The following is a 20,886-nucleotide window of genomic DNA, read 5'->3' as shown; positions in this document are numbered from 1 at the left end:
TCCGATCCTCATCTTCTCTTCATGAAAGAAGGCCAGGGCGATGCTACAATCAGATTATGAATTTAGACCTAATCTAAATATAAATCATGAGGAGGAATCATCCATGAATGAACAATTAACGGTACTGTTGAACAACCAAATCGCCAACTGGTCGGTCCTGTACGTCAAGCTGCATAATTACCACTGGTACGTCAAAGGTCCTCAATTTTTCACGCTGCATACGAAATTCGAGGAGCTGTATACGGAAGCGGCGCTGCATGTGGATACACTGGCCGAACGGCTGCTGGCGTTGGGCGGCAAGCCGGTTGCGACGATGAGCGGAAGCCTTCGGCTCGCCTCGGTTCGCGAGGCGGAAGGCGAGGAGACGGCGGAGCAGATGGTAGCGGCGCTGGTGAACGATTTTACTCTGATCATCGGGGAGCTTAAAACAGGTATGAAATACGCCGAGTCCGTGGAGGACGAAACGACGGGAGATCTGCTGTTGGCCATTCATTCGAGTCTGGAAAAGCACGTCTGGATGCTGAATGCGTTTTTGGGCAACTAATTCAAGCGGTAAGATACATCTCGCAGTCCTGCAGCTCTGCCTTCCGGTGCGCGGCTTGGACAATCGGCTTGCTTCTATCGTATGATGAAGTCATAGATATGGAAGAAGCTGTATTGGAGGAGATCTGAACGATGAAGCCGCGTTCCAAAAAGATAGGGTACTTGCTCGCGGGAACGGCCCTTGCCGCCGCTTGTGTTGTACTGGTCGCATACGGCGGCGAGCCCCCTGCATGGCTGCTTGCGTCCGGGAAGGGCGCTGCGCCGGAGGCTGCCGAAAAACAAGCCCCGATCCGCCGCGAAATTCTCGATTTTCATATGACCGATCTAGATAAAGGCCGGATTCGCTATACGAACGGCACAAGCAGTGTGACGGAAGACGGAGGCGCCCATTGGACGGAGCCGGCCTCGGGCCTCCCGGATGCAGCGACATCCGGTACGAACGGGTCAAGCGCTTCGCTAACCGATGGCAAAAAGCTCACGACGATTGCCTACCAGACTAAAGACTACCCGGTGAAGCAGTCGCAATTTGTCACCGACCGGGTCGGCTGGGCGCTTGTCTCGGCCGGAACGGAGCTGGCCATTCCGCTGCTGGTAACGACGGACGGGGGACAAACCTGGCATGCCGAGGTGACGCCTGCAGTGAAGGATGCGCTGCAGGAAGAAAAGCAGCGTCAGCAGCGGATCAGCAGGGAGGCGGCTTTGTACGCTTCTCCCGAGCAAGCCAAGAGGGCGATGGATACCGCCTGGACGCTCCTGCCGGACACGGCCAGTCCCGGCGACGTCGTGCTGGTGCGGCATGATCAGCCCGGCGAAGTCGCTTGGCAGGGGAAGACATATGAGCTGCGGCCGTTCGAGGCCGGGTATTTCACTTACCTTCCGGTGCCGATGAAGGCCAAGCCCGGCTCGTATCCGATCGGCGATCAGACGCTGAAGATCAAGGATAAAAAATTCGAGACGCAGCACCTCAAAGTATCGAAGCAGATGGAAAGCATGCGTCAGGATACGAAGCGAATCGAAGCCGACCAGAAAAAAATCGATGCCGCGCGAAGCAAGTCGGAGCCCGCATTCCTGTTCTCCGATCCCTTTATTCAGCCGATCGAAGGGATATTGACGACGCCGTACGGTCATACCCGTTATGTGAACGGCAAGTTCGCCAGCTCCCATACGGCCATCGACTTGGCGGCCAAAGAAGGCACCCCGATTAAAGCAGCGAATGACGGCATCGTAGCGCTGGCCGACAATTTCTATTTGACGGGCAATACGATCTATATCGATCATGGAATGAATTTGTTTTCCCAGTACGCGCATTTGTCGAAGCTTCAGGTGAAGACAGGGGACCGGGTGAAACGTGGCGATATTATCGGGCTGGTGGGCTCGACCGGATTCTCGACGGGACCGCACCTGCATTTTACGTTCTGGGCGCACAACGTTCCGGTCAACCCGAATCTGTTCTTTAATGCGACTCCGTTTCAATGGCTGAAGCAGGAGCCTCAATCGCGTTAAGTAGGCAAGCCTGCTGCTTTCCGGAAAAGTCCGGCGAATAGCGCCGCAGCTATGCGCCGGACTCGCAAAGCAGCAGTGACATGTGAACGGATTGCTTCCGCACTATGTCTATCGGAGGCCAAGACTTCTGTCGCCCTTCTTATATACCGCAGGTTATGAATTACATAGATTAACATATATTATTATTTATCCATCAACCATTGTAAAATAAACCTTATCAAAATAAAGACAAGTGGAAAGGGGGAGTCAGAGTGGAAACGACAGCTAAACAACAAACAGGAGAGAAACTGATGCGAGTCCTCGTTTTCACCCTGGTTATCTCTGTCATGAGCGCGACGATGTTCAACATCGTGTTGCCGCAGATTGGGGCGGAGTTCCGGCTAACGCTTGCGCAAGTCAGCTGGGTCTCATCGGTCTATATGCTGATTTACGCGATCGGTTCGGTCACCTACGGGAAGCTGGCCGATAAGTATAAGCTCAAAAATTTGCTGACATTCGGGCTAATCTTCTTCGCGGTAGGTTCCCTGATCGGGTTAGCTGCGCAAACGTATTGGATGGTACTCCTCGGCCGGATTTTGCAGGCTGCCGGGGCGTCGGTGGTGCCTGCAACGGCCATGATCATCCCGATTCGCTACTTCCCGCCGGAGGCGCGCGGCCGTGCGATGGGCATTGCGGCCGCCGGGCTGGCGCTTGGTGGAGCTCTCGGGCCGACAACCTCTGCTTTGATCGTCAGTGTCGTTCATTGGCGCTGGCTGTTCCTGCTGCCGGTCTTGGCGCTGCTTACGCTCCCGTTCTATCGCAAGTATCTTGACGACGAACCGGGCAAGGCGGGGAAAATCGATTGGCTGGGTGGAGGCCTGCTGGCTATAACGGTAGCGCTGGTACTTCTCACCGTGACGAATGAGGCTTGGCTTCTTGCAGGCTGCGCATTGCTTACGCTAGGATTGTTTATCGCGCGCATTCGCTCCTCGGCCGAACCGTTCGTCCAACCCCGGCTGTTCCGCAATAAAAGCTACTCTTACGGACTTGCGATCGCTTTTGTAGTGAACGGGGTCGGGTACTCGCTTGCCTTTTTGAGCCCGCAGCTTTTATCCCTCGTCAACGGTCTGGCTCCGGGATTGGTTGGCTTCAGCATGGTTCCGGCCGCCATCGCGTCGGCGCTTCTGGGCAGAACAGGCGGCAAGCTGGCGGATGACAAAGGCAATCCGTTCCTGTACTTCACGGCCTCGGCGCTGCTGATCGCGTGCTTTATCTTGCTGTCGACCTTTGCGGGAATTTCGCCGATCGCCATTGCCATTTTCCTGATCTTGGGCAACGTCGGGCAGACGTTCATGGTCGTGGCTTTGTCGAACACGATTTCCCGGACGCTGCCTAAGGACCAGACCGGTGTGGGGATGGGGCTGCTCTCGCTGCTGAACTTTATCTCCGGTGCTCTCGCCGCCGGCCTGTACAGCAAGATGGTCGATCACGGTTCCGCGTTTCAATGGAATCCGGCGAACATATCGTTGAATCACGACGCGTTCGTATTCAGCAATATTTATACGGTGCTCGCGATTTTGCATCTCGCGACGCTGGCCTTCTACTTTTTTCAGTTCGGCAAGGTCGTTCGGAAAAGCCGTGTCGTGGAAGGGTGAACGAACGGAGAACATGGCCCGCGATGATTGCTGCAAAACGAACCGATACGAGCCTTCAAGCGTCCCGAAGCGGGACGCTTTTGTTTACTTTAGTATCGTCTAGTAGTCTTCCTTGCCGCAAGCGAACATGATATACTTCTAAATACTGAACTGTTTTGTTTATCGCATGAAGACTAAATAATGAGCATTGGACAGGTGAACGACATGGCTGCACGCGCTTCCGTACGCCAACACATTTTGGATGTCGCTTCCGAATTATTTTATCGTGAAGGGATCCGTTCCATCGGTGTAGATACGATTGTTGAGAAAGCGGGTATTAGTAAAGCAACCCTATACCGTCATTTCACAACCAAAGATGAGTTGGTTGTTGCCTATCTCGAGGCACAGGATCATATCAACTGGCTGCACTTTGACGAAGCGATCGCTGAGCATGCAGGATCGCCAAAAGAGCAGATGCTGGCGTTGATTGATGCTACAGTGGAATTGTTGGAGCCGGGATATCACCGAGGCTGTCATTTCTTGAATGCACTCGCCGAATTTTCCGAAGAAGATCATCCCGTACATCTACTGGCGGTCGAGTACAATCGAGCAATTCGCATGCGATTATCCCGCCTGTGCCAACAAGCAGGCGCGAGCGACGAAAACCTGACCGATCAGTTGATGCTGGTGATCAACGGCGCTTTGTCGTCGGTCCCGATATACGGCTTTGCCGGTCCTGCGGCCCAGCTTAAAACAATCGCCGCACATGTGATTGATTCCTATCTTGAAAAAGAAGAAGCGTAATGAAAGCAGCCTTATAGGCCAAATCCCTCTGTTGATCATCATCCGAATGGTTTCGATGAGATCAACAGGGGGATTTTTAATTGCCGAAAAAAAACTTGTTGACACGAAACAAAACTGTACAGTATTATTTTGATATGAAACAGAACAGAACTGTTTCGTTTCGATAAAATGCAAAGCACTACATCCATGGAGGTGTCCCACGAATAGGTTGCAGTAAAGAAGGAGGTCTTCATCTAGGGGGCGGGCGTTCCCCTTTGTCGGTTGTTACATAAAACGACTTTCAAAAGAAGTAAAATCCCGGCTAATCATAAGGAGGAAATAATATGAGTGATATAACTGTTATCGGCTTGGGGCCAATGGGCGCTGCGCTCGTACAGGCGCTGCTACGAAATGGTCACCGCGTTACCGTTTGGAACCGGACGAAGGAAAAGGCTGAACCATTGGCCCGGGAAGGAGCGATGCTTGCTGCTAGCGCGGCATCTGCGATAAGTGCGAGCCCGGTTACGATCGTCTGCGTTGCAAACTACGAGACTTCGTACGGCATACTGGATACCCAAGAAGTTGCCCAGGCCCTTGCTGGTCGAGTCCTCGTTCAGCTTAGTACGGGGAGTCCCCAACAAGCACGAGACAATGAAGCGTGGGCACGTGAGCGGGGGGCCGACTATCTGGACGGTGCCATCACGCCTACTCCGCCTCAGATCGGGCGGGCGGACACCACCATTTTTACATCGGGCACGTACACCGCGTACCAAAAGAGTGAGCCGTTTCTCAAGAGTTTGGCCGGTAATGTGCCGTATTTGGGAGATAAGGTTAGTTCTGCATCTTCGACAGATCTGGCATTTCTTTCCTACTTATTCGCTTCGATGCTGGGGTTCTTTCATGCGGCACGTATTCTGGAATCGGACGGCCTTCGCGTGGATTCGTTCGGCTCCATGATTGCTGAAATATCTCCGGTTATAGGAGAGATGATCAAACACGAAAGCGAAGTTATTCAAACCGAAACGTACGATCAGCCTCAGAGCTCTCTTAATACTTGCATGGCAACGGTAAAACTGTTCTTGGAACAAGCCCGCGAAGCCGGGATTAACTCGGAATTTCCAACCTTCGCCATGGGTCTTTTCAAGAAAGCCTTGGATGCGGGCTATGGAAATGAGGAGCTCGGCGCACTTATCAAAGTGCTTCGATAGAGAGACGGACCGCGATCCTTACACTGCTCAGGTTGTCATGAAAAAAACAGTTGCTTCGGCAGCCGTTTTTTTTATATCGGAAGTGATGTTCAATGCTGGCTTCGTAGCTCCGGCAAGTTGAATTGAATATCGCGGAGATCGGCGTCCTTGGCGGCGAAGTCGAGCAATCCGCGACCTTCCTCGGCCAAAGCTTCGCAGTCTTCACCGGATAATGGCTCGAACGGCTCGATGACCAGCGTGGCGGTACGGCGTTGGCGTACGATCCTCCATATCCCCCGGACGAAGCCGTCGACGAGGATGGTGGCCCGAATGATGCCGTTCTCGGTGCAAACAAGAGGACGGTACTCGTCCGCCAGGATGCGCGTTCGATCGGCATAGGACACGAGCATGTTATCGAACTCGCCCAAAAAGCGGGGTGGCGCCGGGGTATCCGGCCCGGGGAGCGGCGCGCCCGGCACATCGAACAACTCGCTGTCGTCCTCGCTCCTGTAAACGGATAGACGCGGCCGGAGCCGGTCGATCGTTTCGCGCAGCCGGGTTAGTCCCGACCACACCTGCATGTCCTTGACCGTGGCCGGTCCGAATGCGGCGAGGTAGCGGAGAATCGTCTCCTCCAGCGATGGAGCAGAGGCTAACGATTTCCCCAGCCAAGCTTCCGCAGAGGTGTGGGCGGCTTGACCGCCGTCGCCCCAGATGCCGCGAGGCGGGACTTGAACGAGCGGCACCAAGGCGCGTACGGCGTTGGCGAGCGCGGCGGGTTCGCGGTCCGGCCACTGCTCGCGCAGCAGCTTGCCAAGCTCGCCGAGTGTCCGGGGCTGTTCCTCAACCAGTATCCGGCCGACTGCCGCGACCGCTTCAAGATTAAGCCCCGTCAGACGCCGTCCGAAGCTGCCGCTGAGAGCGCGTTCGTAGACGGACTGCATCAAGGGACGCAAGATCAGGCTATCGCGGGCGGTAACCAGATGAATGGTGGAACGCATCAGCGCGATGCGAACTGCTCGCCGGTCCAGGAGTAAACGCGACAGATCGTCCTGACGGAACCCGCGCAGCCGCGTCCACAGTCCGTAATAGGGCGGGTTGGGCGCTTGAGCCTGCATGCCGACCAGATGCTCTAGCGCCTCTTCTACCGGCATGTCTCCGCGCTGCAGCAGCAGCTGGCGCGCCAGCAGGGCACGGTTCAAGGCGCGGGCTTCGAGCACGACGGGACGAGAGGTTTCCCCGAGGGGGTCGGTTGCAGCGTTCTTCGGCCGCGGTTGTGTTTGCACGAGATGAAGACCTCCTTAACAGCGCAATCAATCTGTACTATCCTTTAATTCCTATCATACTTTGGTAATCCTGACAGCATTATGTCCGTATTGAAATGGCTTATGAAATAACGACCGCCTCCTCGGGACATCGTCCGAGGGCTCGAACAACCCCAAGGAGGCGGCCTAAGGACAAAGCATCATTGGGCGCCGATCCGATTTTCAAAACCGTCCCGATCTGAAAATCGACAACAGCAGCCATAGAAACATCAGCGCGGCGACACAGAAGCCGATTTCAATGACAGGAAAATTCCACAGCAAGGTCGATTGTCTACCGAGCGACGAGCCGATAATAAGACCGACCATAATAATGCTGAATGCGAGCAGGACGATGCTAAATGATAGTTGATTGCTGATGCGGTCCATTTTTCGCATCAAGGCATCGAGCTCGGCGATCGAGATTTCAAAGCGCAGCCTGCCTTTCTTCACCATTCCGAGCAGCTCGCGCAGCTTCACCGGCGTCTCCGTCAGCAGAGTGGCGGCCTCGCTCACCTGATGCCACACGCTGTCGGCCACGTTGCGGGGACTGAACCTTTCGGCGAACAGCTTTCGTCCGAACGGTTCGGCGATGCTGATGACGCTGAACGTCGGGTCCAGCGAAGTGACGACACCTTCGAGCGTCAGCAGCGCTTTGCCGAGCAGCGTGAGATCGGCGGGAATGCGCACGCGGTGTTCGTAAGCGACGGCGAGCAGGTCGTTGACCGATTCGCCAAGCTTGACACGGCTGAGCGGCACGTCGTAGTATTTTTCCCGCAGCTCGTCCACATCCGCGCGCAAGGAGTCCATGTCGACATCGTCGGGAATGATGCCGATGCCTTCAATCGCCTTGATGACGCCGTCGGTGCTATTGCGCCGCAGGGCAATGACCAGCGAGCCGAAATGATATTTCATCATCGGGGTAAGACGCCCGACCATGCCGAAGTCGATCAATCCGATCACCCCGCCCGGGAGGACGATAATGTTGCCCGGGTGCGGATCGGCATGGAAGAAGCCTTCCACAAAAATTTGCTGAAAAACGATTCGGGCAATCGTTTCCGCGAGCTTTTTCGGCTCGTACCCCAGGTCTTGCAGGCGCTCCGTTTCGGTAGGCTTTACGCCTTCCAAATACTCCATGGTCAGCACATTGCGGCTCGAATAATCCCAATAAATCCCCGGTATACATACATCCGCATCGCGCTCGAACGGCTTCGCCATCCGCTGCGCGCTGCGGCCTTCGTTCGTATAATCCAGCTCGGCGCGCAGCGACTGGGACAGCTCGTACACCATGTCGCGCACCTGATATTTGGCCGCCCAGTCGAGCCGGTGCTCGGCCAGGCGGGCCAGATCGTCCAAAATTTCAAGATCCGTTTCAACAATGGAACGAATGTTCGGACGCTGGATTTTGACGGCGACCGGCTCGCCCGTATGCAGGCGGGCGAGATGGACCTGCCCGATAGAAGCCGCGGCGATCGGCGTCTCTTGAAATTCCGCGAATAGTTTCTCGAAGGGCTCGCCGAACTCGCTTTCCAGAACTTCGCGCACTTGCTCGAAAGGGAAGGGCGGAACCCGGTCCTGCAGCTTGACGAGCTCGTCGATAATATGAGCGGGCAGCAGGTCGGGACGCGTGCTGGCGATTTGGCCGATTTTGACGAAGGTCGGGCCAAGCTCCTCCAGAAACGTCCGGATGCGCTCGCCGATGGTACGCGACCGAGCCTCCCGCCGTTCATTCAAGCCGATGCGCGTCCCCGCAAGCAGATCGGGCAGTCCAAGCTCTTTGACGAGGAAGCCGAGGCCGTTGCGGGCGAATGCTTTGGCAATGTCGCGGTACCTCTGCAGGTGCCGGATTTTCCGTCCGAGATTCATGAGCTTGCGGGAGGTAACGTTTGGTCGGCTTCGGGCTGCTTGCCTTCCAGCTCGGCCACGCGGCGTTCGAGCTCCCCGATGCGCTGGGTCAAACGGACGTAATCGTCTTTGGTCGTCAAGTTCATCTCATGAAGCGCCTGACGCATGTAGCTGCGCACCTTCTCCTCTAGCGTGGATTGGGCTTCCTCTCCTTTGCGTACCAGATCGTCCACGAACTGCTGCGACTCGGCCTTGTTCAGTTCTCCTTTTTTGACCAGCTCGTCGACGAATTTCTCCGCCTGCTCTTTGCTGATCACCGCAAAGCCCAATCCCATCGAAACCGCTTTTCCCAACAAATCTCTAATCATCTCTGTCCCTCCTGTTCGTATCTGTATAGGGTGATTTTACCATAGCGTGCGGCAAACACCAAAACGGACGCCAGGCACGCTCTCCGCCTAAAAAAATTCGCTGATGCGCACGGATTATCAAAAAAAATAAGGGATTTTGTTGTACAATACATTCCATGACACGATGGCTGGAGGCTTGGTGAGCGAATGGATTATTTCAAAAGGATTCAAGGGGCGATACAGTTTATCGAAGACCGCCTTCAGGAGGAGCTGGACATTACGGCCATAGCGTCGGCGGCTTGTTTTTCGGCTTTTCATTTTCAACGGCTGTTTCAAGCCATCTCGGGATTTTCCGTGCACCAATACATTCGGAGACGGAGACTGTCCGAAGCCGCGGTTTTATTGAAGGAAACGGGCAGAAGCGTTCTTGACATCGCGGTTGCGTTTCAATACGGCTCGCAAGAAGCGTTCACCAGGGCGTTCGAGAGTCAATTTGGCATCACGCCGGCGAAATACCGGAAGGAATCCGTCCCGATTCGTTTGCAGGACAAAGTGAATTTTCTCGATTATCAACAATATACGGAAGGGGAATTGAACATGAACCGGCCTGAGATTATCGATTTGGACGCGATCCGGATCATCGGCTACGAATACCGGACAACGCTGCAAGAGGAGCAATATTTCGAAGAAATTCCGCGCTTTTACGGCGAGTTCGGGAGCAACGGATTATTTCTGAAGATTCCGGGCAGAGCGGCTCCGGAGATGGCCTACGGGATTGCTTGCGAGTTTCAGGATGACGGCCGATTTTCGTTCGTGATCGGAGAAGAAGTGCACGAGTTTACGGATAATTTGGAGCCGGGATTCGTCTGTTACGAAATTCCGAAGGGGAAATACGCGGCATTTCGGGTCGACGGACCGCCGCAAAATACGAGAAAATACATATACGGCACATGGCTGGCGAATTCGAATTACGAGCGGCGGGAGGGGCCGGATTTTGAAGTGACCGATGTACTCAAGTCGACTCCGGATGCCATAAGCATGGTCATTTATATTCCTATTGAATAAGTGGATTTAGAAGCTGCAATCCCGGCAGCTTCTTTTTTATGGCCGGGGACACGATTGCTTAACGCCAACGGTCGATTTTTGACCAAAGATCAGCTACAATAGTCAAGGCATCCCGAATTGAAGTCGTGAAGGAGAGTTACCGTTGACGTTATCCCATGAACGCGGCATGGAAGCCCCGTTCCAGCTCCGGCATTATCTTACGCTGATTACCGTAGTCATTATCGCCGGGATGAACCAAGGGCTTCTGCTGCCGCTGCTTACTCTGCTGCTTGACAAGACGGGGGTCTCGACCGGGGTGAACGGCTTGAATGCGGCCGCTCTGTATATCGGGACTTTTGTTACGATGTTTTGGATTGAGAAGCCCGTGCGCCGTTTCGGCTACAAGCCGGTGATCGTCGGCGGCATCCTGATCGTGCTTGTCACGCTGATCTTATTTCCATTATTTCCTAATTTTTGGGTATGGCTTGTGCTCCGCTTTATGGTCGGCGTGGGAGACAGCGGTCTGCATTATGCGACCCAGCTATGGATCGTATCGCGCTCTCCGGCGGACAAGCGAGGCCGGTACATCTCGCTCTATGGGATGGCTTACGGGGCAGGATTCAGCTTGGGACCGCTTGGCATCAACCTGCTGCCCTACGGGATGTGGGCGCCTTTTCTGGCGACGATGCTGTGCACGGTCGTATCGCTGATGTTCGTAAGCCGGCTGCCTAATGCGCTCCCGGAAACGGTGAAAAGGGAGCAGGGGGCGCAAGCCGTCACCACCTATCCTGCCGTGTTCCGATTGGCTTGGTACGCTCTGCTTACCTCGTTCCTGTACGGTTACATGGAATCGTCCATGAACAGCAATTTTCCCGCTTATGGCTTGCGCATCGGCATGTCCGACACCTGGATATCCCTGCTGCTGCCGGTCATCGGAATCGGTTCTCTGATCCTCCAACTGCCGCTGGGCGTATGGAGCGACCGGTGGGGCCGCAAGCCGATCCTGATGGCGGCAGGCCTGATCGGCGGGGCCGCCTTTGCAGCCGTCCCGTTCGCCGCGCAGGGGAATCTGCTGCTGGTGCTGATTCTGTTCGGGCTAGCTGGCGGGCTCGTCGGTTCGTTCTTTACGCTGGGGCTTGCTTACGCGGCGGACGTGGTGCCGAAAGCCGTGCTGCCCCGCACGAACGTCATCGCCTCCGTGTTGTTCAGCATCGGGAGCATCACCGGGCCGAACATTGGCGGCTTCAGCATGCAGTATTTCTCCGTCCACAGCATGTTTTACTGGCTTGGCGGCGCGTATGTCTTATTTGCGCTGCTTGGACTATGGTTCCGGCCGAAGGCTCCGTAAGTTCCCTGAGTCAAGGAGGCAATAAGGGGGCCGCACAAATGCGGCTCTTTTTTGCATGCATGCGCGATTTGAAGCAATTTGCCTTCATTTGGACATAAAGATAGCTCTTGCGAGTCATTTGAGGACGATGAATTTTGGTTATAGTTAATCAAGGAGCTTGGCGTGGCAGTCGGGCATTTCCGCAAAATAACCTTCGGCTCTATGTACTGGCTGGCTCGGAAAATGACATAATGTTCCATGTCCGCACAATGCTTGTTCCGTTATACTTGATGTGTTCACAACGGCAGATAAGAAACCAACGGAGAGGGTGGAATGGAATGAAAATCAGTAAAAATAAGTTCGTTTTCTTGGCGGCAGCCTTCGGTATATTGTGCATCGGGGCCATTCTCGTTGCTTTCATTCAAGACGATTCGAGTTCGGTGGACCCTTTGATCGCTGAAAAAGCGGCGGGTTACCAGGTCGCGACCGTCCAGGTAAAGGAAGACGGCTTTGAGCCCAAACAAATCGAGCTTCAAGCGGGTGTGCCGGCCAAGATCAACTTCAAGAAATCGACGCGATTTACTTGCATCAAGAGCATGATCTCCAAAGATCTGGGAATTATCGACGCTCCATTGGCAACCGGAAACAATATCGTCGCCTTACCCGAATTGAAGCCAGGCACGTATCGCTATCACTGCGGAATGTATATGTTTGACGGAGTCATTACAGTGAAATAAATAAGAACGACGGGGAAGCAGGAACGTTGTCCCGTCCTGTCGGCGATGATTGAAGCGCCGAGCGAAGCGGTGGTCGTCTCCCGATATTTTGTCGGGGGAGAGCCACCGCCTATTTTTTATGATTGGAAGTCCTCAAGTTTGCGCGAGAGGATGCTGCCGGTGCTTTGGTTCGATTATTCCAGATTCGTACGGTTCATATGAGGTTCGTATGGAAATACATTGGATAGTAGATCCTTTTAAGGAAGGTGATCCGAAATGAATACGACGACGGCTTCAATCGACAGCTCCAGGAACATCATCGAGGTCTCCAGCGAAGGAACAGTTGCCGCGGCTCCGGACCGGGCGCTGATTACGCTGGGGGTAGTGACGGAGAAGGCGAATCTGAGCGAAGCGCAGACCGAAAATGCCGGAGCGGTGGCAAACATCCTCCAGTCGCTGTACCAGTTGGGAATTCCGAAGGAAAAGGTGCAGACGGTCCAGTACGGCATCGAGATCCAATACAATTACAAGGACGGGGTGCAAACGTTCCGCGGCTACAAAGTCACCCATCTTCTGCGAGTGACGGCGGACAAGATCGAGCAGACGGGAGTTATCGTGGATACGGCGGTTCGTCATGGAGCGAACACCGTATCCGGCATCCAGTTTACTTCGGCTCATCCGGAGGCTTATTACCATCAGGCGTTGACGTTGGCAGTCCACAGCAGCCGCCAGAAGGCGGCGACCCTTGCGAAAGCGATGGGCGTAGCGCTTCATCCTACCCCGGTGCGGATTCAAGAAACGTCTCACGCCATCGAACCGCGCCCGTATCAGATGGCGTCCTTTGCCGCTGCGGGCGCTACTCCCATTCAGCCGGGAGAGCTGAGCATTTCCGCCGCTGTCAAAGCTTATTATTCTTATTCTTGATTCCCTGGGTCGAATGAAAAAGTAGATGTCAGTCCAGCGTAGTCTCCGGCCATGCTTGCGAGCGGCTTCCAGCGCTCCGTTACCGTTTTATAATTTCCTGCATAGGCGGCGGAATCCACTTGCACGCGCTGCACGATTCCTAGAACGAGATGATCCCCACCTGCGGGAATAATTCGATCCAGCTTCAGCTCGAACGCAATCGGCGCTTCAAGCACGGCCGGCACATCGACACTTTTGCAAAACTGTGGCGTGACTCTCGCAAGCTCGAACTCGTTACGCTGCGGCTCGACGTTAGCGGACGAACGCTGCATCGCCTCGCCTAATGGCTCGGAAACCATATTAATGACATACTCGCCGACCTCGCGAATATTGGTCAGCGTATCCTTGACCGTACCTTCCCGTTCGCCTACGCCCGGTCCGATGGAAATCAGCAGCGTGGGCGGATTGCGGGAAGCGACTGTAAAAAAACTAAAAGGCGCCAAATTAAGAACGCCGTTTTTGCTTTTGGACGAAACCCACGCAATGGGTCTCGGTACAACCGAGCCGATCATCAGCTTGTACATGGCCCCCGTGTACCCATGCAACCCGAATTCCTACGGCGGCCGCCGGACGCGGTACTCTTAAGTATAGTCGTGTACCGGATAATAAATAGTACGCACTTTAAAGTTAGTACTTACCTTAAGGAGAGGGACGCCGATGCCTGAACGGACGGAAACCGCGGAAATACATAACAACCAAACCCCGTTTGACTATACCTTGTCCATTATTGGCGGAAAGTGGAAAATGAAAGTTGAACGAGTTGGAAAGCAGCGGTATCGTTAACAGGGAAGAGTACCGGCAAACGCCTCCGAAGGTGGAATATTCGCTAACGCCAAGGAAAACTTTGATGCCCATTCTGGAGGAGATGTGCAAATGGGGAGTGCACAATCAATTGCCGTTGAAATGAACGCACCGACCCAGTACAATGGGGCTAGATGATAATCATTCTCATTGGATAACTGGAAGAAGGTGCGTTTTTTGAAGCCGAATGTCGTGGTAACCAACATACACGATTATTTTGACGGGATCGCCGAATTGGTCCATGGAACGGTTCGTACCCGAAGCTGGGAGCAGCAGCTTTCCCCGCCGCTTCATATCGGAAAGGGGAAGATCACCCGGATGCGGATTCGTCCGGGAATGGAGATTGTTGTTTCGGATATGACGTACGAGCACAATATGAAGCTGCACATTATGGAAGCATGCCGGCTGTTCGAATTGAGCTACTGCGTAAGCGGTGAAATTTATTGCGAATGGGACGGCAAAGAAAATTTGACGGGGAGCTGTACGGGCAACGTTCTTTTCCTGGAAAATATTCGAGTATACGAGGAAATGAAAGCAGGTCTCCGACAGCAATTGCTGGAGGTGCGTTTTGCCCCCGAGGAGCTGCTTCGTTATGCCGACGATGCGATCGAGAAGCAGGGGATGGAAGCTTGGATGAAGCGGCATAAGGGTAGTATTGATCCTTATTCCGATTCTCCAGCCATCCGTAAATGCGTATCCGAACTCATGCACTGCACCTACAAAGGATCGATGAAGCGATTGTATATGGAAGGCAAAGCGATGGAGCTTCTTGCTTTGTTTGCCGAGGCGGGCGGACGAGGTCCTGTAGAGGGCAAGCTCATGCTGCGCCGCGACGATATCGAGAAGCTGAAGGAGGTCAGGCAGTGGGTGATCAGCCGGGCTGAGCATCCACTGTCCATCCGGGAACTCGCCAGACTCGCCGGGATCAACGAATTTAAGTTAAAGAAGGGCTTTCGCGAGCTGTTCGGTACAACGATCTTCGAGCTTGTAAGACAAGAGCGGATGGAAAGGGCGCTTCGCTTCATGGAAGTCGAGCGAATGAATGTAGGAGAAGCTGCCGTTGCCGTCGGTTACAGCAATGTCAGCAATTTTACAACCGCGTTTCGGAAGCACTACGGTTGCAATCCCGGCGAATATGTAAGGCAGCTTCACCATCTGGATTTGCGGCAAAGCATAGAACAGGAGAACAATAACAGTTGAAGCGGGCCCTTCAGACCCTTGGATTTCCATAGGTTTGAGGGGTTTTTAGTGTATTTCATCCTCCTTATACAGGGATAAAAACTTCCTCCACAGGTAGCACGGTGATGGCTTTTCGAATGATAATCATTATCAAACGCTGACTGACGGGCTGACGGCCGCCTGTTCCAACGTGAAAAGCTTAGATTTTACTGTAGGAGGAAATTCCATGTCCAATCCGATCTCCGAAACATTCACATCCGATCGTTCCCCGAAGCAGCAGACGGACCGCCGCCGTTGGTATGCGCTTGCGGTGGTTTTGCTGCCCATCCTGCTGATCCAATTGAATACGTTCATGATTCAGGTCGCGCTGCCGTCCCTGCAGAACAGCCTGCATGCGGGTTTTTCCGAAGCCCAGTTTATTGTCGCCGGCTACTCGCTCGGCATGGCGCTGGCTTTGATTATAGGCGGCAAACTCGGCGATATGTACGGCAGAAAACGAATGCTGATCATCGGCGTGGCCGGCTTTACGCTTATGGCTGCGATCGGCGGGTTGGTTTCCGATCCGTCGGTTCTGATCGCCATTCGGGTCATGCAGGGGCTGTCTACAGCGATTATTCAGCCGCAGGTATTGTCGACGATGCAAGTCAGCTTCCCGCCGCAGGAGAAGGCACTCGCTTTTGGAATTTATGGCGCATTGATCGGCGTCGGCTTCACCTTCGGCCTGATTTTGGGCGGCCTGCTGGTCGATTGGAATTGGTTCGCGCTCGGTTGGCGGAACGTTTTCTTTTTCAACGTGCCGATCGGTGTGCTTGTTCTGTTGTTGTTGCCGATCATCCCCGAATCTCGCGGGGGGCAGGCTCAAAGCATGGACTGGAGCGGCGCCATCCTGCTGGTCGCCGGTTTGTTTCTGCTTATTTATCCGCTGTCCGAGGGGCAGAAGCGAGGCTGGCCGCTCTGGACGTGGAGCTGTCTGGCCCTGGCTATCCCCGTTCTGTTGGCCTTCGTCGCCGTCGAAATCCGGAAAAGTAAGCATGGGGCCGTTCCGCTTGTTGATCTGTCCATATTCAAATTGCCTTCGTTCCGAGTCGGCATGATCACGGTAACGGTGTTCTACAGCGGCATGTTCTCTTTCTTCTTTATCCTGAGCTACTTCCTGCAATACGGCTTGCATTACAGCGTCCAATCCTCGAGTCTGGTATTTCTGCCGATCAGCGTCGGTTCTTTCCTGAGCTCCCTGGTATCTTCTGGAATCATCAGGAGATGGGGAGTAGTCGTGCTGAAAATAGGTGCGCTGGTCATGGCGGTCTGCAGCTTTGCGCTCATTGGATCGCTGCATGCCGATGCGGCGGAGCTGCTGACCATGCGGAATATGACAATCCTGCTGATGTACGGTCTTGGTCTGGGATTGGCAGGCACGCCGCTTGTCAATGTAGCACTCAGTGTCGTGCCTTCGAAAAATGCGGGCACAGGCTCCGGCTTGTTCACGACCTTCACATATTTGGCCAATTCGCTGGGGGTTGCGCTGATCGGAATTTTGTTCTCGGCCATGCTGGGTAAGCCGTTGACAGCAGCACATCTGCCGGATTATGTACGGGCATTTTCCGTCTCTTTAACCGCTACCGGGAGCCTTGCTTTTGCCGCGTTTATTTGCCTGTGCTTTCTGCCCAAGCGGAAGGTGTGAGAGCATGTGCCCGTTTGTGCTAAGTAAGCAAAAAGCCTTCGAACTGCAGGGTTCGAAGGCTTGCTTTGTTTGTCGTGGACAGAAGGTCGTTTAAGGCTGCGGGTCGTCGATTTTCATATGGTACATCGTGCGGTCGCCCATCGACCAATCGGGGAAGTAGAGCTGGTCTTCGGCTATATATAACGCCGTTGCCCGCGCTTCGGCCAGTGCTTGACGCCCGGTGCCGTCCAGCCGGATACGCTCCATGGAAGCATGCCCCGAGACCCCGAAGCCGCCGCTGACATAGTACAACCAACCGTCCCGGTAGTTCAGTCCGAAAATCGGAGTCCTCGCGGGTTCGTGCAGGGGAATATCGACGGAGCCGTCAGCGCTCATTTTGCGCAGCTGCTTGCCGTCCTTCACATAATAGATCCATCCGTCAATGATACTGAACTCCGTCACATTATCCCGCAGCTCCGTTCGTCCCGATCCGTCGTTCCCCATGACGTAAAGCTTCGTTTTCTCCCCTTCGATGGTCAGATAATAGAGGCGTTCGCCTTGCAGAAAAAAATTCTTGACGGCCATCCCGGAAAGCAGCGTCTGCTTCTCCGAACCGTCCGTTCTTATCCGCTCCATGCCTCCCGGAGTGTAGTAGGGGGCGTTTTCGTTACCGCTGCGTTCGGCAAGGCGGAGGTAGTATATCCAATCGTCCCGGACCCACAGGCACCTGGCATTCGTCTGCGATACAAGCGTCCGCTCCGTGCCGTCGGTTTTGATTTTGTAGATGGCGTTTGGCTTGCGAGGCTCGGATGCGATGTAGTACAGCCAATCCCCAACCACATTGATGGAGGTAGCTTTATCGTCCGAAAGTTTGGTCTGACTCGAACCGTCCGGCTTGGATTTGACCAACTTGTGCGCTCCCTCCGACCAGAGGTACGGATTCATGTACACCCAGCCGTTCTTGACGGCAAGCTGCCCGCCGTTCGCCAGGTTTACCGCTTGAGTGCGTTCCTCATCGTCGAGTCTGGCACACGATTGGATGGCAAAGCCGCGTACGTTATCCCAAGAAGTTTTCCAGTTGAACTCCTCGTGAGCAAACCTCCAAGTCATCGGGAAATAAGCGATGTTGCGGTACAGCAAAACAGGATAAGGTTCGTCTGCATTAACGATCGTTTTGCCGTTCACCTTCACGGGAAAAGGAGCGGGGACGGCAGCTTGCGGACCGCCGCTGTTGGCATTGACCTCTGCGGTCAGATCTTGTGCCAGAGGAACGCAGCCGTCTTTTTTATCCAGAGATAGCCCGTTCTCCTTGCTCCAAGAAACGGCCAAGCCCAAAGAAGACGTATAATTCCAGGTCATCGGAAAATAAGTGACGTCTCGGTATAGCAGCAGCGGGTACTGGCTATGTGTTTGGTCGGTAACCGTGCCGTTCACGGCCACCGGGAACGCAGGGAACGACGCTTGAACCTCCGGCGAAGCTGCCGCCCGAGAAACGGGAGCCGGCCAAACAAGCATAAGGCTCAAAGCAGCCGCTGCGGTCCAAGCTTTCAAAATTTGAGGCATGATCAAACTCCTTTCCGGCTAGAGCTTCGGACAAGTTTTGCGGCGCTTGAAGGAAAAAGGTGACGTTGTTTTTAACGCCGGAAACTCCTGTTTGTTGCGCGTTTTTACAGGGGGACGGGAAATTTACGGGCGGTCATTTTGAGGAGGTTGCGAAGATAAATAAACGAAACTCATTTTTGTCTATTTGTTATGTGTGTGGGGGGCGGATCTAACCGTACGATAATCAACGCTTATAAGGAAGTAAAACCCGTGTTAAACAATCGCTATGTTCGAACCACCATTTTATCCAGAGTTTGTCTGCAGCTTGGCATTGGGTAAGAAACTTTGCCATTCTGCTTTACGTCACCGAGTTGACGAAGAACGACCCGTTGTATGTATCGCTTACCGCGGTTGTGGATTACGCGCCGATCTTTTTGTTCTCCACTATCGGGGGGATATTCGCCGACCGGTGGCTGCCGAAACGAACGATGGTCTGGTGCAATCTCTTGTCCGCCGTCTCCGCTTTCGTCGTGCTGCTGGTAGTACACTCAGGCTCGTGGTACGCGCTGCTTTTTACAACCTTTATCTTCGCCGTGCTTTCCCAGTTTTCCCAGCCGTCGGTGATGAAGCTGTTCAAGCAGCATGTGCCGGAAAAGCAGCTGCAAGGTGTCATGGCGATGTCTCAGTCGTTGATGGCCGTCTTTATGGTGGTCGGTCCGGTCATAGGGACGTTCGCTTATCAGCGATTCGGCATCGAAATTTCGCTTTGCGTGATGGGTGCGATGCTGCTTGCCTCGCGCTGATCTTGTCCTTTCTCCCGCGGGAAACCAAGACCCCGGCTGTGGAGGACCGGAGCTTTATGCGGGAGCTGCGGGACGGACTTCGTTATGTCTGGGCGAGCTGCCCGCTCCGGACGCTGGGAGGGACTTTTACCGTCTCTGGCCTGGCTGTCGGGCGGATTTCACCGCTTACGATCTTTGTCGCCATGGAAAACCTAGGCCAGAACAAATCGTTCTTGCAGTGGCTTCTGATGACGAGCGGCGCCGCAATGCTGGTCGACCAGCATTCCATTGATTCTCCTTTTGAAAGCTACCAACGGGCTGGGCTTTCCATGTATCCACATCGGCATCAATACTTTGATCCTGCAAAATACGGAAGGCTCGTTTATCGGCCGGGTCGGGGGCGTGCTGACGCCGATGTTCATGGGCATGATGGTCGTCGGCATGGCTTTGGCGGGGTACTTGAAGGATGCTTTCGCTGTACACGGTGTATTCAATCAGCGGAGTATTGTTCTTCATCGGCGCACTGGTGCTGGTTCCGCTTATGGGAAACGTCGTACCCCTGACAAAAAACAGGCGCAGGGATAATGGACGATATTTCTTCGGGGACGGGGAGTTTGAGTCGTTACCTGCGCATTGCTCTCAAATGGTTTATAATAACCCATTTAGAAGTGTTTCGAGTTTGTCGACAGCTTTTCTTTTTTGCTTTTGTTTCGTATATGTTAATCATCGTTAATATGGCCGAGTAGTCTTTGATATCGCAGGAAGTTTTATACCGGCTTCATCCATTAAGCTAGTGTACGTATGTCTGAGCGAGTGAGGAGTGGGGAATGATGGAAGTTTTTCAATCCATCAGGAGCGACCGACGAATAGCATGTGAAGAAACCCACGCTCTTAAAAACGTGGGTTTCGCATTAATCTGATAATGTCTATAAAAATAGACATCCCGAATTTCTCAAATCTAGTTTAGTACAATAAAGTAACCGCTGTCTCCTCCCGTGATACTGCCTTTACTGTACGCGTAGACTGAGAACCTAATTAAAGTGTTCCTTGGCAAAGCGTCTTTCTCGCCTTGTGACAAGTAGTGTTGCTTATAGGTAGAGCCTGCTGGATAAGTCGATGATCCACCTAAAAATGTATTTCCGTCTGGAGTCGAAAAATACCAGCGTGATTCATCATCTGTTGGCGACTGAGACCATGCAAGGAAACTGGGGGCGGAACCAAAAATTGCGGGATTATTAGCTGGTTGGTTTGGAAGAAGTATTTTCGCTGCGGCAAACGATGCCGTTGAAAAACTTAGAGCAAGAATGATTGAAAGAGCCATCATCAACAGAGTTCGTTTTGGGAGTTTCAACCTAAAACACCTCCATTTTAAATGCACATGTTTATTTGAAAGCTGGCCAGCTATTCAAAATGTATTTCATTAACTAAACGATAACATAATATATAAAATATGTAAAATAAAGAATATTTTATAATATAACCATAATAATTAGGGAGACCTTTACGAAAACAAGGTCGAAGCGAGCATCGATCGAATCGTTATCAAGCAGTAGTAACCAATAGGCAATACTGACAGCGGAGATGCAAAGGATGAGCCTGCATGATTTACTGCTCGAATACCACAAAGCGAAGAAGGATCTCATAACTTTGTCCAACAAAACGGTAGACAAAGAAGACCGCTCGTTGATTTCGGATACGAGCAATCGATTGCGAGCGAACAAAGGTAGGGGACCACTCCTGGATGGATCAG

The 20,886-nt window shown here is 53.5% G+C and carries 17 protein-coding genes and 2 pseudogenes; 13 read left to right on the top strand and 6 right to left on the bottom strand.

Translation table 11 applies throughout. From position 1 onward, the window contains the following. Nucleotides 1–103 precede the first annotated feature (103 nt). From QMG93_RS22780 to QMG93_RS22760, 5 genes are all read left to right on the top strand, one after another. Nucleotides 104–544, top strand: a complete 441-nt coding sequence (locus tag QMG93_RS22780) for a Dps family protein (protein WP_281940561.1) — start codon at nucleotides 104–106, stop codon at nucleotides 542–544. A 131-nt stretch (nucleotides 545–675) separates the two neighbouring features. Further along, a complete protein-coding gene (locus tag QMG93_RS22775) occupies nucleotides 676–2,046 on the top strand; it encodes a M23 family metallopeptidase (protein WP_281940559.1) in 1,371 nt (456 codons plus the stop codon). 251 nt (nucleotides 2,047–2,297) lie between these two features. After that, a complete protein-coding gene (locus tag QMG93_RS22770; RefSeq protein ID WP_413789321.1) occupies nucleotides 2,298–3,680 on the top strand; it encodes an MFS transporter in 1,383 nt (460 codons plus the stop codon). Nucleotides 3,681–3,860: 180 nt separating this feature from the next. Then, on the top strand, nucleotides 3,861–4,463 hold the full coding sequence (locus tag QMG93_RS22765; protein WP_281940555.1) for a TetR/AcrR family transcriptional regulator: 603 nt from the start codon (nucleotides 3,861–3,863) through the stop codon (nucleotides 4,461–4,463). A gap of 323 nt (nucleotides 4,464–4,786) precedes the next feature. Then, nucleotides 4,787–5,650 (top strand): NAD(P)-dependent oxidoreductase, encoded by an 864-nt coding sequence (locus QMG93_RS22760; RefSeq protein ID WP_281940553.1) that lies wholly within the window; start codon nucleotides 4,787–4,789, stop codon nucleotides 5,648–5,650. An 89-nt stretch (nucleotides 5,651–5,739) separates the two neighbouring features. Here the strand turns inward: QMG93_RS22760 and QMG93_RS22755 are convergent, their stop codons facing one another. From QMG93_RS22755 to QMG93_RS22745, 3 genes are all read right to left on the bottom strand, one after another. Next, nucleotides 5,740–6,915, bottom strand: coding sequence for a winged helix DNA-binding domain-containing protein (locus QMG93_RS22755; RefSeq protein WP_281940550.1), 1,176 nt, complete (start codon nucleotides 6,913–6,915; stop codon nucleotides 5,740–5,742). Between the two features lie 201 nt (nucleotides 6,916–7,116). Then, on the bottom strand, nucleotides 7,117–8,796 hold the full coding sequence (locus QMG93_RS22750; RefSeq protein WP_281940548.1) for an ABC1 kinase family protein: 1,680 nt from the start codon (nucleotides 8,794–8,796) through the stop codon (nucleotides 7,117–7,119). Beyond that, on the bottom strand, nucleotides 8,793–9,143 hold the full coding sequence (locus QMG93_RS22745) for a phasin family protein (protein ID WP_281940546.1): 351 nt from the start codon (nucleotides 9,141–9,143) through the stop codon (nucleotides 8,793–8,795). Before QMG93_RS22745 ends, QMG93_RS22750 begins: the two co-directional genes overlap by 4 nt. 186 nt (nucleotides 9,144–9,329) lie before the next feature. Between QMG93_RS22745 and QMG93_RS22740 the strand changes: the two genes are divergently transcribed. The 4 genes from QMG93_RS22740 (at nucleotide 9,330) to QMG93_RS22725 (ending at nucleotide 13,133) form a co-directional block, all read left to right on the top strand. Continuing rightward, nucleotides 9,330–10,187: an AraC family transcriptional regulator gene (locus QMG93_RS22740; RefSeq protein ID WP_281940545.1), complete on the top strand. Its 858-nt coding sequence runs from the start codon at nucleotides 9,330–9,332 to the stop codon at nucleotides 10,185–10,187. Nucleotides 10,188–10,353: 166 nt separating this feature from the next. Beyond that, a complete protein-coding gene (locus tag QMG93_RS22735) occupies nucleotides 10,354–11,514 on the top strand; it encodes an MFS transporter (protein WP_281940706.1) in 1,161 nt (386 codons plus the stop codon). A gap of 317 nt (nucleotides 11,515–11,831) precedes the next feature. Beyond that, nucleotides 11,832–12,230 carry a cupredoxin domain-containing protein gene (locus QMG93_RS22730; RefSeq protein ID WP_281940542.1) on the top strand — a complete coding sequence of 133 codons (399 nt, stop codon included), beginning with the start codon at nucleotides 11,832–11,834 and terminating at the stop codon, nucleotides 12,228–12,230. A gap of 255 nt (nucleotides 12,231–12,485) precedes the next feature. After that, nucleotides 12,486–13,133, top strand: a complete 648-nt coding sequence (locus QMG93_RS22725) for an SIMPL domain-containing protein (protein ID WP_281940541.1) — start codon at nucleotides 12,486–12,488, stop codon at nucleotides 13,131–13,133. Here QMG93_RS22725 and QMG93_RS22720 read toward each other — a convergent pair. Beyond that, on the bottom strand, nucleotides 13,124–13,696 hold the full coding sequence (locus tag QMG93_RS22720; protein ID WP_281940539.1) for a flavin reductase family protein: 573 nt from the start codon (nucleotides 13,694–13,696) through the stop codon (nucleotides 13,124–13,126). The genes QMG93_RS22725 and QMG93_RS22720 overlap by 10 nt on opposite strands. A gap of 227 nt (nucleotides 13,697–13,923) precedes the next feature. Between QMG93_RS22720 and QMG93_RS35430 the strand changes: the two are divergent. The 3 genes and pseudogenes from QMG93_RS35430 to QMG93_RS22705 all read left to right on the top strand — a co-directional run. Next, nucleotides 13,924–14,079: pseudogene (locus QMG93_RS35430) on the top strand (winged helix-turn-helix transcriptional regulator); the annotation flags it as partial. Between the two features lie 71 nt (nucleotides 14,080–14,150). Further along, nucleotides 14,151–15,173, top strand: coding sequence for a helix-turn-helix transcriptional regulator (locus QMG93_RS22710; protein ID WP_281940537.1), 1,023 nt, complete (start codon nucleotides 14,151–14,153; stop codon nucleotides 15,171–15,173). Between the two features lie 205 nt (nucleotides 15,174–15,378). Next, nucleotides 15,379–16,833 carry an MFS transporter gene (locus tag QMG93_RS22705; protein WP_281940535.1) on the top strand — a complete coding sequence of 485 codons (1,455 nt, stop codon included), beginning with the start codon at nucleotides 15,379–15,381 and terminating at the stop codon, nucleotides 16,831–16,833. 90 nt (nucleotides 16,834–16,923) lie between these two features. Here QMG93_RS22705 and QMG93_RS22700 read toward each other — a convergent pair whose 3' ends face one another. Then, the gene (locus QMG93_RS22700; protein ID WP_281940533.1) at nucleotides 16,924–18,375 is read right to left on the bottom strand and encodes a DUF5050 domain-containing protein; all 1,452 of its coding nucleotides are present in this window, start codon (nucleotides 18,373–18,375) and stop codon (nucleotides 16,924–16,926) included. 249 nt (nucleotides 18,376–18,624) lie between these two features. Here QMG93_RS22700 and QMG93_RS22695 point away from each other — a divergent pair. Then, nucleotides 18,625–19,680 (top strand): annotated as a pseudogene (locus tag QMG93_RS22695) (MFS transporter); the annotation flags it as partial. 414 nt (nucleotides 19,681–20,094) lie between these two features. Here QMG93_RS22695 and QMG93_RS22690 read toward each other — a convergent pair. Continuing rightward, nucleotides 20,095–20,487, bottom strand: a complete 393-nt coding sequence (locus tag QMG93_RS22690) for a hypothetical protein (RefSeq protein WP_281940530.1) — start codon at nucleotides 20,485–20,487, stop codon at nucleotides 20,095–20,097. Nucleotides 20,488–20,886: the final 399 nt, after the last annotated feature.

The sequence above is a fragment of the Paenibacillus tyrphae genome, from assembly GCF_027925525.1.
Lineage (GTDB): Bacteria > Bacillota > Bacilli > Paenibacillales > NBRC-103111 > Paenibacillus_G > Paenibacillus_G tyrfis_B.
Note: the sequence above shows the minus strand (reverse complement) of the source record. Positions and strands in the feature narration are given on the sequence as shown.

Bases quoted from the DNA above. Each gene is read 5' to 3' on its own strand.
- QMG93_RS22780 (WP_281940561.1), top strand. From the start codon at position 104: ATGAATGAACAATTAACGGTACTGTTGAACAACCAAATCGCCAACTGG.
- QMG93_RS22775 (WP_281940559.1), top strand. From the start codon at position 676: ATGAAGCCGCGTTCCAAAAAGATAGGGTACTTGCTCGCGGGAACGGCC.
- QMG93_RS22765 (WP_281940555.1), top strand. From the start codon at position 3,861: ATGAGCATTGGACAGGTGAACGACATGGCTGCACGCGCTTCCGTACGC.
- QMG93_RS22760 (WP_281940553.1), top strand. From the start codon at position 4,787: ATGAGTGATATAACTGTTATCGGCTTGGGGCCAATGGGCGCTGCGCTC.
- QMG93_RS22750 (WP_281940548.1), bottom strand. From the start codon at position 8,796: ATGAATCTCGGACGGAAAATCCGGCACCTGCAGAGGTACCGCGACATT.
- QMG93_RS22745 (WP_281940546.1), bottom strand. From the start codon at position 9,143: ATGATTAGAGATTTGTTGGGAAAAGCGGTTTCGATGGGATTGGGCTTT.
- QMG93_RS22740 (WP_281940545.1), top strand. From the start codon at position 9,330: ATGGATTATTTCAAAAGGATTCAAGGGGCGATACAGTTTATCGAAGAC.
- QMG93_RS22735 (WP_281940706.1), top strand. From the start codon at position 10,354: ATGGAAGCCCCGTTCCAGCTCCGGCATTATCTTACGCTGATTACCGTA.
- QMG93_RS22730 (WP_281940542.1), top strand. From the start codon at position 11,832: ATGAAAATCAGTAAAAATAAGTTCGTTTTCTTGGCGGCAGCCTTCGGT.
- QMG93_RS22725 (WP_281940541.1), top strand. From the start codon at position 12,486: ATGAATACGACGACGGCTTCAATCGACAGCTCCAGGAACATCATCGAG.
- QMG93_RS22720 (WP_281940539.1), bottom strand. From the start codon at position 13,696: ATGTACAAGCTGATGATCGGCTCGGTTGTACCGAGACCCATTGCGTGG.
- QMG93_RS22705 (WP_281940535.1), top strand. From the start codon at position 15,379: ATGTCCAATCCGATCTCCGAAACATTCACATCCGATCGTTCCCCGAAG.
- QMG93_RS22700 (WP_281940533.1), bottom strand. From the start codon at position 18,375: ATGCCTCAAATTTTGAAAGCTTGGACCGCAGCGGCTGCTTTGAGCCTT.